Annotated in this window: 12 protein-coding genes and 1 other annotated feature; of the genes, 5 read left to right on the top strand and 7 right to left on the bottom strand. The window is 39.4% G+C overall.

Translation table 11 applies throughout. The features are described 5' to 3' along the window. Positions 1 to 167 precede the first annotated feature (167 nt). Both mscL and GF867_RS07755 read right to left on the bottom strand, forming a co-directional pair. Positions 168 to 545 carry a large conductance mechanosensitive channel protein MscL gene (gene mscL / locus GF867_RS07760; protein WP_153832540.1) on the bottom strand — a complete coding sequence of 126 codons (378 nt, stop codon included), beginning with the start codon at positions 543 to 545 and terminating at the stop codon, positions 168 to 170. Between the two features lie 93 nt (positions 546 to 638). Continuing rightward, positions 639 to 1,787 carry an NAD(P)/FAD-dependent oxidoreductase gene (locus tag GF867_RS07755; RefSeq protein WP_153832539.1) on the bottom strand — a complete coding sequence of 383 codons (1,149 nt, stop codon included), beginning with the start codon at positions 1,785 to 1,787 and terminating at the stop codon, positions 639 to 641. A gap of 130 nt (positions 1,788 to 1,917) precedes the next feature. Here GF867_RS07755 and GF867_RS07750 point away from each other — a divergent pair, with 130 nt between their 5' ends. Further along, the gene (locus GF867_RS07750) at positions 1,918 to 2,676 is read left to right on the top strand and encodes a nitroreductase family protein (RefSeq protein ID WP_153832538.1); all 759 of its coding nucleotides are present in this window, start codon (positions 1,918 to 1,920) and stop codon (positions 2,674 to 2,676) included. 364 nt (positions 2,677 to 3,040) lie between these two features. Here GF867_RS07750 and GF867_RS07745 read toward each other — a convergent pair whose 3' ends face one another. From GF867_RS07745 to relB, 3 genes are all read right to left on the bottom strand, one after another. Further along, positions 3,041 to 4,204 carry an aminotransferase class I/II-fold pyridoxal phosphate-dependent enzyme gene (locus GF867_RS07745; RefSeq protein WP_153832537.1) on the bottom strand — a complete coding sequence of 388 codons (1,164 nt, stop codon included), beginning with the start codon at positions 4,202 to 4,204 and terminating at the stop codon, positions 3,041 to 3,043. Between the two features lie 1,011 nt (positions 4,205 to 5,215). Next, complete coding sequence (locus tag GF867_RS07740; protein WP_153832536.1) at positions 5,216 to 5,491, bottom strand: type II toxin-antitoxin system RelE family toxin; 276 nt, start codon at positions 5,489 to 5,491, stop codon at positions 5,216 to 5,218. After that, complete coding sequence (gene relB / locus GF867_RS07735; protein WP_153832535.1) at positions 5,488 to 5,709, bottom strand: type II toxin-antitoxin system RelB family antitoxin; 222 nt, start codon at positions 5,707 to 5,709, stop codon at positions 5,488 to 5,490. The genes GF867_RS07740 and relB overlap by 4 nt, the downstream gene beginning before the upstream one ends. A 213-nt stretch (positions 5,710 to 5,922) precedes the next feature. Next, positions 5,923 to 6,212, top strand: a binding site (T-box leader). A 104-nt stretch (positions 6,213 to 6,316) separates the two neighbouring features. Here relB and GF867_RS07730 point away from each other — a divergent pair. The 4 genes from GF867_RS07730 to GF867_RS07715 all read left to right on the top strand — a co-directional run bounded on the left by GF867_RS07730 (position 6,317) and on the right by GF867_RS07715 (position 10,673). Beyond that, on the top strand, positions 6,317 to 7,378 hold the full coding sequence (locus GF867_RS07730; protein ID WP_311453169.1) for a methionine ABC transporter ATP-binding protein: 1,062 nt from the start codon (positions 6,317 to 6,319) through the stop codon (positions 7,376 to 7,378). Positions 7,379 to 7,388: 10 nt separating this feature from the next. Further along, the gene (locus tag GF867_RS07725) at positions 7,389 to 8,069 is read left to right on the top strand and encodes a methionine ABC transporter permease (protein ID WP_436718603.1); all 681 of its coding nucleotides are present in this window, start codon (positions 7,389 to 7,391) and stop codon (positions 8,067 to 8,069) included. 88 nt (positions 8,070 to 8,157) lie between these two features. Continuing rightward, on the top strand, positions 8,158 to 9,102 hold the full coding sequence (locus GF867_RS07720) for a MetQ/NlpA family ABC transporter substrate-binding protein (protein WP_153832533.1): 945 nt from the start codon (positions 8,158 to 8,160) through the stop codon (positions 9,100 to 9,102). A 386-nt stretch (positions 9,103 to 9,488) separates the two neighbouring features. Continuing rightward, positions 9,489 to 10,673, top strand: a complete 1,185-nt coding sequence (locus tag GF867_RS07715; RefSeq protein WP_153832532.1) for a M20 metallopeptidase family protein — start codon at positions 9,489 to 9,491, stop codon at positions 10,671 to 10,673. A 188-nt stretch (positions 10,674 to 10,861) separates the two neighbouring features. On the opposite strand, the gene citG is transcribed toward GF867_RS07715, so the two are convergent. Together citG and GF867_RS07705 are read right to left on the bottom strand one after the other, a co-directional pair. Next, entirely contained in the window at positions 10,862 to 11,734 is an 873-nt protein-coding gene (citG, locus tag GF867_RS07710) for a triphosphoribosyl-dephospho-CoA synthase CitG (protein WP_153832531.1), read from the bottom strand. Then, on the bottom strand, positions 11,727 to 12,422 hold the full coding sequence (locus tag GF867_RS07705) for a GntR family transcriptional regulator (protein ID WP_153832530.1): 696 nt from the start codon (positions 12,420 to 12,422) through the stop codon (positions 11,727 to 11,729). Before GF867_RS07705 ends, citG begins: the two co-directional genes overlap by 8 nt. Positions 12,423 to 12,439: the final 17 nt, after the last annotated feature.

The raw sequence follows: 12,439 nt of genomic DNA, 5'->3' as shown, positions 1-12,439 counted from the left end.
TGACGAAGCGGCTCTATAGACGAATATACTCTAATCCAACAGATGACTAATATACTTACATCAAAAAAAGACGATAGAACTAAATCTATCGCCTTAAATATTCACCAACACTATTTGACAAAGAACCGAAAAAGCTCCCTATTGGGAGCTCTGTTTGAATCTGCTGATTATTTTTTCTTTAACTCAGCTAAGATTTCACCTAGTAACACTTCTTCAGTTGAAGGTTCAGCCGGAGCTTCGTCAGGTGTAATAATTTTCTTATTTTGGGCTTTTTCTAGACCTTTAAGTACTACAAACAGCATACTTGCAATTAAAACGAAATTAATAATAGCTTGTAAAAATGAACCCACGCCTAATGTTGTATTGCCGATACTTAAAGATAAACCTGAAACATCTGCTTGCCCAGTCACAGCAACGATTAATGGCATAAAAATGTCATCAACTAAACTCGTAACGATTGCTGTAAAAGCAGAACCCATAATGAAACCAGTTGCTAAAGTAACAATACTATCATTCGCAATAAAACTTTTAAACTCTTTCCACATAATAAATCCTCCTTGATAAAATCATTTATGAATACTTTGATATTATCATGAAGTGAGTGGTGAATGCTAGTAATAAGCTTGCAAGTTAAGTGTTTAAGTATTTAGTGTATCAGATTTAAGGCGAATGTACTGTTCGATTGGAAAATCTTCTGCTTTAATTCGCCAATCACCGTTTTGCACTAATTGTGTCCATTGATGGCCTAAGAAAGGTCCGCTTGTTAAACCAGAGGCACCCAAACCACTAACCGCCCAAACATTGCTTAAGTTTGGTACTTGTCCGACCAATACTGCGGAGTCAGGTGTATAGGCGCGACTGCCTACCTCGCGGCGATGAACGGGCATATCTTTGATAGCTGGCAACCAAGCTTCAGCTTGCGAGCGTAATGTTGCCAAGCGTTCTTCGTCGAAGTTTAAGTCATAGCCCATATCAGCTTCGTGTGTAGCACCAACGACAATTTCGCCATTATTAAAGGGGATTAAATCTAATTTTCCAGGCAACATAATAACAGGCCAATGTTTATCCACCCATTCTTCTGAGTAAAAACTCAACAATTGTCCTTTATGTGCGGTCACATCTACCTCATAACCTAAAGGCTCTAGTAGACTGGGTAATTGAGGCCCCGCACTTAATAGAATACGATCAAAAGACTGTTCGCGGAGTGAAGGACTACTTAGTGCCACTGCGCCCTTAGCGTCAAAACTTGTCTTAGCCCGTTCGCGCAATAATTTTCCACCGAAGTGTTCAATGGCTGCTTGTAAAGTTTGAACGAGTGCACGGCCGTTAATACGAGCTCCTCCTTCAACAAAGGTTGCATCGTAATCAGTCGTTAATAAAGGAAAATAATCCGACAATTTTTCATTGCGCACTGTTTCAATATGTCCAATTGAAGGTGCTGTTTCGCGTTTAAGCGCACCGTCTGTTAGGTCGCGCTCAATGCGATTTTCTTTATCGCGCATAATTAAGGCCCCGTCTTGTTGGAAAATATCACTTGTATCAAAACCGTCTGCTTGCAAATCTTGCATCATGTCGCGGTAAAATTCTGCGCCATTAGACACGAGGAAATACCAAGGTTTGTTGCGGCGTAAAGTAAACCAAGGACAGATAATACCTGCTGAAGCACTTGTGGCCTGTCCAATTCCTTCGTCGAAGACCGTTACCTCATAGCCAGCTCTCGCTAAATAATAAGCAGCAGTTGAACCAACAATCCCACTACCGACAATTCCTATCGTTGTTTGTGTCATCCTTACACACCTCTTTCAATGTCTTATTTTAACGAAATATTGGTAACTTGAAAAGGGGTGAGGCGCTGAGATTGACAAATTCTGATAACATTGGTTATGGTAGAGTCAGACTATTTCAAGGAGTGAGTAAATGAACCCAAGCATCGAACGCCAACTGGAACACCGTACCATCCGTTTTTTCAAAGATGAAAGAGTAGAAACAGCGCAAGTCGAACAGATTTATGAAGTCATGAATCGCACCGCTACAAGTAGTGGCCTGCAAACCTATTCTGTTATTCGAGTCACTGATCAAAATATAAAAGATAAAATTGCCGAAATTTGTAAACAGGCTTATGTGGCGCATGCACCTGAATTGTGTATTTTGTTAGTGGATCAATACCGAAATACTGAAATTGCGCGTGCTAAAGGTGATGAAGCACAACATTATGGTGACATGAACAACTTTTTCCAAGGTGTGGCCGATGTTTATCTCGCTGCTCAGAACATGACCAATGCTATAGAATCATTAGGATTAGGTGCAGTTTATTTAGGCAGCGTATTAAATGATGCCCAAGCAATGATTGAGCTTTTACAGCTACCGAAGTTTACGTTTCCATTATTAGGTTTGGCTTTCGGTTATCCCAATGATAACCCACAATTAAAACCGCGGATGGCTTTGGATTTAAAAGTTGGTAACAATGGTTACCCCTTTGCACCTAATCATGATTATGGCGAAGCGATTGTTGGTTATGATCAAGCAATGACTCACTATTATGACACGCGTGAAAATAATCGTCGTTCAGATACTTTTTCTGATCAAATCATTGCCAAACAAAAGAATACTTTACTCAAACGTCAAACGATTCTAAAAATCGTTGAAAGCCAAGGATTTGATTTGGGATTGGAGTAAACGAGTACACAAAAACCGCTGAGGCATATGTCCCCAGCGGTTTCTTTCATACTATAAATATTTATAAGTTTAGAGTTGATTTGTTACGTTTTATGCTTCGCTCTGCTTTTTATTTTCCAAGGCGGGGGTCGCTTTCAAAGCCATCACTAGCGTTCGTACTTTTTCAGCTCAATCGGCTAGGCTCTGTCTAATTCGCAGTGCTCATAGTCAGAGCAAGCTGTGCCGATTGCCCTTTGTACCGCTTTGGAAAACAAATCGCTGAGCTACGCTTGGTATACAAATAAAATTAACGTTATTTTATCAATTAAACAGATTAATCGTAAATTGATGTCCTCGGACTAGTCTGAGTTTTTCTTATTTAAAACTAATTATTTGCTTCAACAAAAGCTGTGATACGATTTAAGGCTTCTGTTAATTTCTCAGTGCTTGCTGCATAACTTAAACGGAAGTGGTTTTTACCAGCTTCACCAAAGGCAGAACCAGGTACTACCCCAACTTTTGCTTCGTGAGCGAGTTTAGTCGCAAATTCATAACCGTCGCCATCAAACCAAGCAGGAACTTTAATGAATAAGTAGAAGGCACCTTGAGGCGCTGCTAACTCGAAACCTAATTTTTCGAAGCCAGCGACCAGTAAATCACGACGTTCGATATAGCCTTGACGCATTTCTTCGATTGCGTCATCTCCCTCTGCATAACCTTTAATCACTGCGTATTGTGCCTGTGTACTTGGTGCATTAATGGCTGATTGATGCACTTTAAAGATTTCACTAATCACCCAACTTGGCCCACAGATGAAGCCCATACGCCAACCAGTCATTGAGTGAGATTTCGAAGCGCCATTGATCACGATAGTTTGATCAGGGATGTATTGAGCAATGGAAGTGTGTTTACCATCAAAGGTTAATTCAGAATAAATTTCATCTGAGATAACAAAGATATCATGTTGCTTAATCACTTCAGCTAAAGCTTGTAATTGTTCGGCTGTATACGTTACGCCAGTCGGATTAGATGGATAGTTAAATAATAAGGCTTTAGTTTCAGGGTGCTCCGCCAAAGTAGCTTCTAAACGTTCTGGTGTCAGAATGAAATCATCATTTGTGACATCAACGGGTACGAATACTCCGCCAGCTAAGCCAACTTGTGTACCATAAACCGCATAATGTGGTGATGGTGTAATAATCTTTTCACCTTTATTGAGTAAAGCATAAAAGGTTGAGAAGAGTGCTTCGGTTGCACCAACTGTTACAATGATTTCTTCAGTTGCTGAATAAGTCAAACCATATTTGCGATCCATATATTGGCTGATGACTTCGCGTAATTCAATTAATCCACGAGAATGACTATAACCATTAAAACTTTTGTCAATTGAATCAATAGCAGCATCTTTTATAAAACGTGGCGTCGGATAATCCGGCTCACCAATCGTCAAGCGAATGATTCCTTCAATCCCGCTGATAGAATCATTAAATGTACGAATCGGACTTGGCTTTAAGGCTGCCAAGCTTTCGTTTAACTTTATATTTTTCATCGTAAACTCACCACTTTTTAAGTATTTTCTTATATTGTAGCACAAAAGATTGTGCGGGACGATAGAAACCGTGATATCTCTCAAGCGAATTGTTCTTTTTTCATATTTTGGCAAAATAAAAGTGTTTTTCCGACTTTTTTATAATATAAGGGATGATAAGTTTATGTTGATTTACCAAGCTTTGTGCTTCGTTCAACTTATTGTTTTCCAAAGCGGTGGTCGTTTTCAAACCCTTCATTGGCGTTCATCTTTTCCAGTTTAATCGGCTAGGCTCTGACTAATTTGCTACGCTCAAAGTCACACCAAGCGACTCTATTAGTAGCGTTGGATTGCCCTTTATACCACTTTGAAAAATAAGGCGCTGAGCTACGTTAAGTATTTCAACAAAAGTAAAGTTATATGATTAAATTAAAATTGCTAAACGTAATTTTAAGCTTTCGGACTTGCCCTTTGTTTTCTGATCAGAATCATGTCGAAAGTCGAAATGAGTCGACACATTAGATGGTCCAATGTGTCGACTCAAATTTCGAGTTGGCACATTAGAAAAAAATATCAGACTTTTTTGTAAAAAATCGATTGTAAATGTGAGTTTCTGCCTAAAAAAATACAAGAACCCCTTAGAAAGGTTCTCAGATACCGGATATCTCCGCTAATCGTGTCGAAAGTCGAAATGAGTCGACACATTAGATAGTTCAATGTGTCGACTCACTTTCCGAGTTGGCACATTGAAATCATTCGGAATCAATAAAGTGATAGAAATCAAGAATATAATGATAGTTATTAACGAGAACTCCTTAAGAAGACGTATGTAACAGAAAACTAAGAACATCTTGTTCGAAAACATTTCGTCCTGTATTTAAAGCTAGAGGAAAGGAAGGTTAAAATACTAGAAAAAATGAGCAGTTCATCTTCGAATGATTTCGAAAACAAGCCGCTCAATTAGTTACTTGCTATATGTTAATTCATGATTTTAACCAATAAAACTGAGACAGCTTTATTGATGCGCTCGACCTATTTATAGATTTCTCTTCTGTGACCGATTTCTAACACCAGAATAGTAATCGTATCATCGTTTATGTTTGCTAATAAACGATAATCACCTATTCTGTAGCGCCATTGACCACTTTTATTTCCAACTAATCCTTTGCCATGAGCGCGAGGAGAGTCAGTTCCTTCTAAATTTTTAGAAATCCAAGATAAGATAAGGCTAGCTTGGTGTCTATCCATTTTTTTTAATGTTTTTTGAGCATTTCTTTCATAACGAACCTTATATGTTTTTTCTGTCATAAGTCTAATTCTTTAAGCATATCTTGGTGTGAAATGCTTTCGTCTTTTACTTCATGTGCTTTCATGGCTTTTTCATATAAAGCCATATCGATTTGATCCTCAAGTATTTCTAGAAGCTTAGTTCTCGCTAATTCTGATAAACTTAAGCCGTTTAAATCAGCCATAGATTGAATGAATGCTTTTTCTTCATCGGTAACTCTAAATGTAACGGTACTCATAAAAAAACCTCCTTGTACACATTTGTATTACAAGTGAATTGTATTACAAATGTGTACGCGAGTCAATGATGATGACGCTGAACGATAAATCGCTAAATCGATAAAACGATAAATCTTTAGCACCAACATTACACATCATTATTAGAAACAAATGATAAAAGTGCTTGACACCTTCTAATATTACTTGTAAGATACAGTCATATTAGAAAAAAGCGAAACGCTTTGAAGTGGAAAGTAGATTAGATCATCTTTCGAAGAGAGCTCACATCTGGTGCAAGTGGGTATTGTATGATGAATTGAAAATGGCCACCGAGCGGTCATTCTGAATGCGCTAAGCGCAATAGGGGTGAACGGCAGCAACCGTTAGCAAGCCACAGTATTAAATGACACTCTTGTCAGATAGCTTGATGTGAGTCGATGCATGCGTACTGTTTGAGGCTGTCTCAGTAATGAGCCAGCGAATTAAGGTGGTAACACGAAGTTTAACAACTCTCGTCCTTTTATAAGGATGGGAGTTTTTTTGCATTTACAGAAGTTTGGGTCCGTGTAATACTTAGGGTGTAAACGGACTGTTGAAAAGATGAGTTGAGTCAGAGGGGGAAACCGCGTGATAAAATTACGTGATATAGATGTAGTGTTTCATGATGAGGATCGTGTTGTAACGGCAGTTAAAGATGTGAACTTAGATGTTGAAAAAGGCGAGATTTATGGGATTGTTGGGTATAGCGGGGCTGGAAAAAGTACGTTAGTTCGTACGATTAACTTGCTGCAAAGACCGACAACAGGGACAGTGCTAGTTAATGGTCAAGAGTTAATGGGCTTGAACGCACGTGAGTTGCGTCAAGCACGTAAGAAAATCGGAATGATTTTCCAACACTTTAACTTAATGGAGTCTCGTACAATTTTTGAGAATGTGGCGTATCCTTTAAGAGGTAGCGGATTAAACAAAAAAGAAAAAGCAGCGAAAGTTGCAGAACTTTTAAGTCTAGTAGGCTTAAAAGAAAAAACGGATGCTTATCCAAATCAGTTATCTGGTGGGCAGAAGCAAAGGGTAGCGATTGCGCGTGCATTAGCGAATGATCCAGATATTCTATTGTGTGACGAAGCAACAAGTGCGTTAGACCCGAAGACGACAAGCTCGATTCTAGATTTATTAAGAGAATTGAACGAAAAGTTAGGGTTAACGATTGTGATTATTACTCACGAAATGTCAGTTGTGAAAGACTTATGTCATAAAGTAGCGGTAATGGAAAATGGTCATATTCTTGAACAAGGTCCAATTGTTGATATCTTTACAGAACCTAACGAACAATTAACGAAAGAGTTTATTGATACAGCCACTCACTTTGATCAAGAAATTGGTATGGTATTGGCGCATCCAGAAACGCAGAAATTAAATCGCGAAGGAATATTAGCTCGCTTACGTTATGTAGGTGTCGGTACTACGCAACCTTTAATTTCGACATTAGTTCGAGAGTACGATGTTACCGTCAATATTATTTATGGACACATTGAAATTTTACAGAACACACCTGTTGGTAACTTGCTCGTAGCCTTTACGGGTGAGTCAGAGAATATTAAAAAAGCGATCGAATTCTTGAAACAAAGTGATGTTAAAGTTGACTCAGTCAGCGACTTACTTGAAGAATTTGTGACGAAGGAGGATTAAGATGGAAGTGATTAACAATTTTATTCAGGAGTACCTGCCTTATGCTTGGGAATTACGCGATAAATTTGGTGAAGCAATTTGGGAAACTCTTTATATGTTAGGATTAACAATCGTTTTCGGTGGTTTATTAGGCTTACTGTTAGGGATTGTAATTACCGTATCGGGACCGAATGGTATTTTACCCAACAAAGTGATTTATGGGGCCTTGGATTCTTTCATTAATATTTTCAGATCGATTCCATTTATTATTTTGCTGGCCTTGTTAGTACCTTTTACACGTATCTTAGTAGGGGTATCCATCGGTGCGACAGCCGCATCTGTGCCAATTATTATTTCAACCATTCCATTCTTTGCTCGTCAAGTTGAGATTGCCTTATTAGAAGTTGATCCTGGAGTCGTTGAAGCCGCACAAGCAATGGGTTCAAGTCCGCTGGGTATTATTTTCCGAGTGTATTTAAGGGAAGGTTTACCAGCCTTACTGCGTGTAAGTGCCTCAACTGTGATTAATATCGTCAGTTTAACAGCGATGGCTGGTGCCGTAGGTGCCGGAGGATTAGGAACTATGGCCATTGCCCGAGGTTACCAAAGAAGTCGTATGGACGTCGTCTTAGTCTCTACATTCTTTATTTTAGTGATTGTCTTTATTAGTCAACGCATCTTTAACTGGCTAATCCGTCGAGTGCAACACTAATTCCAAATATGTTTTAAATAAAGCGTTGCTATTTATCAAATGTCAGTTGCTTCAGTTTGAAAACTTAAATCAATAGGAGATGACCATTATGAAAAAAATTATTGCAAAGTTAGGTAGCTTATCACTTGTTTCAGGATTGTTCGCTGCTAGTGCATTCGCAACAAGCGCTGTTTATGCTCAAGATGAGGCAGAACGTCCATTTGAAGGTGAACAAGTAAAGGTTGGTGTAGTTGGTGATGCAGGAGAGCAAGTGTGGGAAGCAGTTGCGGAAGTAGCTTTGGAACAAGAAGGCATTGAGATTGAAGTGGTCTTATTGACTGACTACAATCAACCGAATGAAGCATTAAACAATGGCTCGCTAGACATTAACTCATTCCAACACATCGCTTTCTTAAACGATTGGAACTCAGCCAACGATGCTGATTTAACTTATATTGGTTATACAAGTGTTAACCCACTCGGTTTATACTCCGAAAAATATGACGATTTATCAGAATTACCTGAAGAAGGCGCGATTATAGCAATCCCGAACGATCCAACCAACGGTGGACGTGCGTTGCTAGCCTTAGAAATTGCGGGCTTTATTGAAGTAGATGACGCAGCAGGTGTGTTACCAACAACAGATGATATTACTGACAATCCTCAAGGCATAGTGATTGAAGAATTGGATGCTTCTCAAATCTCGTTAGCATTACCAGATGTGGATGCCGCATTTATCAATACTGGCTTTGCGAACGACGCTGGCTTAACTTTGGAAGATGCGATTTTCTTTGATGCAGAAGATGTTGAAACATTAAATGAGGTTTACAAGAACATTATCGCAGTTCGTGCTGAAGATAAAGAGAACCCACTATACTTAAAATTGGTTGAAATTTATCAAACACCCGAAACAGCTGCTCTAATTGTTGAAACAAGTAACGGTGGAAGTATCCCAGCTTGGGACGGCGCTGCCGACTATGCAGATCAAGAGTCAGATGCCGAAACGACTGCAGAAGAATCAACTGAAACAGATAGCGAAACCGACACAGAATAATAGCCACTGCCTGATTGTGCATCTATCCAAGTATAGTCACAATAGGCATCTATAGAAAGAACAGTCGCCGGTTAGCTCAATGCTGATCGGTCTTCTTATTAATATAGGTTTTATAATATTTATCTTGATTTACGAAGCTCTGTACCTTGATCAGCTTATTGTTTTCCAAGGCGGAGGTCGCTTTCCAAGGTATCACTAGCGTTCTGTCTACTCCAGCTCAATCGGCGTAGATTGCCCTTTGTACCGCTATGGAAAACAATTCGCTGAGCTACGTTAAGTATTCCAACAAAAGTAAAGCGATATAATCAAGTTAAAACTGCTCACAAAATTTAAAGTCCTCGGACTCGTCCGAGGTTTTCTTATTATAAATGAAAGAAGGAAGTTAGATGGTTAACTTATTACCCGAAATTGAAGCGTTACAAGAACAACTAACGGAATGGCGTCGTCATTTCCACCGTAATCCTGAACCGAGCTTGCAAGAATACGAGACAGCAGCCTATATTCAAAACCTCTTAACTCAATGGGATATTCCCTTTGACAAGATTGAAGAAACAGGCACACTTGCGACAATCACTGGAACTAAAATTGACCCAAATCAAACCCATCGCAGAATACTACTACGCGCCGATATTGATGCGTTAGAATTACCCGACCAAAAAAATGCAGAATATTCTTCGACCAAACCTGGTTTGAATCATGCTTGTGGTCATGATGCGCATACAGCTGCATTGCTTGGTACGACATATTATTTAGCAAACCACCGTGAACAATTCGCTGGAACAGTTCTGATTGCCTTCCAACAAGCGGAAGAAATTGGTGGTGGTGCACGTCATTTCGTATCAAGTGGTCTACTAGAAGGTGTCGGTCAAGTATTCGGCATTCATGTTGATCCAGAGGTGCCTTATGGATCAGTCGAAGCCGTTGCGGGCGCTCAAAATGCTTCGTGCGATATCTTTACAATCGAAGTATTCGGTAAGAATGCCCATGTTGCTAAACCACATCAAGGAACAGATGCACTGATTGCAGGCGCAAATATTGTCACAGAACTTCAAAATATCGTAGCTCGTCAAACAGATCCACAGGACCCCGTAGTAGTCGGTATTGGGGTCTTCGAATCCGGTACGCGTTATAATATTGTCGCAGACCATGCAATAATTAAAGGAACGGTTCGCGCATTGTCGCATGAAAGTCGTGAACAGACCTTAGAGAAAGTGAAACAAATTGCGAAGCTAACGGCTGAAATCCATGGGGCTAACGTTACATTTGAAAACTGGGATGCGGCTTTACCAGTAATTAACGATGAAGAAGCAGCTCAAAGAGCAGCTCGCATTGCGGGAAGTTTAGTCGGTCTAGACCAAGTAATTACAGCAAAAAAAGCTTCAATGGGTGCGGATGATTTTGCCGCTTTTCTGGTTGATATCCAAGGCATTTATGCGCGTGTCGGCGTCAACAGCTCAGCCGAAACATCTTTCGGCTTACATCACAACCAGTTTGATTTGGATGAAAGAGCCTTACCATTGATGGCTAATTTCCATGTTGCCTACGCGCTCGATTACCTTAATGAAGCTTAAAGTGCATTAATTTATTGAAAGTTGCCAACGCTGCTACTAGCCCCTCGCTCGAAAAACGAGGGTCCGAAAGTTGCTAAAATCAACTTTCATCTCTGTGTGTATAATCTATCAGCGCAAAATCTAAAAATTCCCCAATGCTTCTTAGCAATCTTTCTTGCTAAAAGGTATTGGGGAATTTTGCGTAATAATTAATTAAATAAACCTTCTAATAAAGAGAAGAAAATGCCTAACGAAATTAAATCAGCAGCTCCACCTGGACTGAGGTGACGCTTGATCAATTGATGGTCATACTCTTCTAATGCCTGGATGAAATCTTCTGTCTCTAAATCAGCATCGTGCAAATCGGCCATTTCGGCTTTTACTTGTAACCATTGCTCATAACCGCCTCGATGCAGAATGTTGCCATCTTCAATTTTACTCATCAGCAAGACTAGAGCTCGCAAATAAATAATATCAACGGCTTCAGAACGATTGCGATGTTTACGTAGAAATGGCATCATTAAGCGTTGAATAGCGGGATAGCCATTGGCTGCTTCACCTCGAATACCAGTCAACCCTTTATCCAAATACAATTTTTCACCGTAAGACAATTGTTCTTTTAAATTTAATCTCGCGAAATCATTTTGAATTAGGTTTTCAGTCATTTTCTGAACGATGACAAAAATGGCTTCGACATCAATCGTATCAAAGGGTAGGCGAGGGTGATTCTTAATATAATAGCCAATCGCGGTTAAGATGACACCAAAAGAAAAGTTAGCGCCTTTATGGGTATTGATCCCCTTGGTTGCCTTCAGCATATCTTTTTCGGCTTGAATGCCAATGAATCGACAACTGTCAAACAAATCATCTAAAGAACCTTCATGTAGGTAGCCTAAATCAACATATTGTTGGAAGTAGGGGCTTAAAGCCACGATGCTATCGAGAAATGTGTAAAAATCCATATCATGATGAGAACCGTTGTTGGCTCGATCGACTAAACCTGGTTTAGGGGTTAAGGCCACTTCATATAAGAGGGCTTGAGTTGCGTAAGCAGCAACTTCTTGAGTTAAATGCTTAGTCAAGACTTCGACGCTCCATTTCTGCTAAGATAAAAACCAAGGAACGGTCTAAATGGTCATGGACCATCATCGTTATCAATGGAATATCATTATTTTTCATACCTTTTAAAATTAACCAATGTTCTTCTAGCGCAATATTACGACGCTGTGAGGAACGAATCGCGACATCTCGGAAATAGACGAGATATGTTTGGAGTTCGGTCACGATTTCACGTAATCGTAGCATTTTAGATTTTTCATAGATAAAGGCATTGAAGTCGGAAAAGTTTTTCAGAACATCATCCACTTTATCTTCAGCATTCAATTGTTCACCATAGTTTAGTAAATCTTCCAAAGCGACAAAATCTTCTGGTGTCATATTCTCCATGGCTTTGATTGTGGCAAGTGTATCCAATGCTTTTCGAATATCATAAATCTCATGGGCATCTTTAATGCGAATTCCTTTAACTATCATGCCAATTCTAGGGACATGTTCTACTAAGTTTTCCTCAGTCAATTTCTTTAAGGCATAACGAATAGGAGTTCGGCTAATGTTTAAAATTTCTGCAAATTCCATTTCGTTAATTCGTACACCAGCAGGTATATCACCCAAAATAATGGTTTTACGAAAAGCTTGATATACCGACTCTTTTAAAGAGCGATTATGGCTTACGTCTAAGTTTTGTTTTACGGCTTCGAATATGTCATTCATTCATTTGGCTCCTAACA

Source organism: Fundicoccus ignavus (assembly GCF_009659375.1).
GTDB lineage: Bacteria > Bacillota > Bacilli > Lactobacillales > Aerococcaceae > Fundicoccus > Fundicoccus ignavus.
The sequence above is the reverse complement of the archived record's forward strand: the minus strand, read 5'-3'. Positions and strand labels throughout refer to the sequence as shown.

Excerpts from the sequence above, each read along its gene's own strand:
- mscL (WP_153832540.1), bottom strand. The coding sequence starts at position 545 with ATGTGGAAAGAGTTTAAAAGTTTTATTGCGAATGATAGTATTGTTACT.
- GF867_RS07755 (WP_153832539.1), bottom strand. The coding sequence starts at position 1,787 with ATGACACAAACAACGATAGGAATTGTCGGTAGTGGGATTGTTGGTTCA.
- GF867_RS07750 (WP_153832538.1), top strand. The coding sequence starts at position 1,918 with ATGAACCCAAGCATCGAACGCCAACTGGAACACCGTACCATCCGTTTT.
- GF867_RS07745 (WP_153832537.1), bottom strand. The coding sequence starts at position 4,204 with ATGAAAAATATAAAGTTAAACGAAAGCTTGGCAGCCTTAAAGCCAAGT.
- GF867_RS07740 (WP_153832536.1), bottom strand. The coding sequence starts at position 5,491 with ATGACAGAAAAAACATATAAGGTTCGTTATGAAAGAAATGCTCAAAAA.
- relB (WP_153832535.1), bottom strand. The coding sequence starts at position 5,709 with ATGAGTACCGTTACATTTAGAGTTACCGATGAAGAAAAAGCATTCATT.
- GF867_RS07720 (WP_153832533.1), top strand. The coding sequence starts at position 8,158 with ATGAAAAAAATTATTGCAAAGTTAGGTAGCTTATCACTTGTTTCAGGA.
- GF867_RS07715 (WP_153832532.1), top strand. The coding sequence starts at position 9,489 with ATGGTTAACTTATTACCCGAAATTGAAGCGTTACAAGAACAACTAACG.
- GF867_RS07705 (WP_153832530.1), bottom strand. The coding sequence starts at position 12,422 with ATGAATGACATATTCGAAGCCGTAAAACAAAACTTAGACGTAAGCCAT.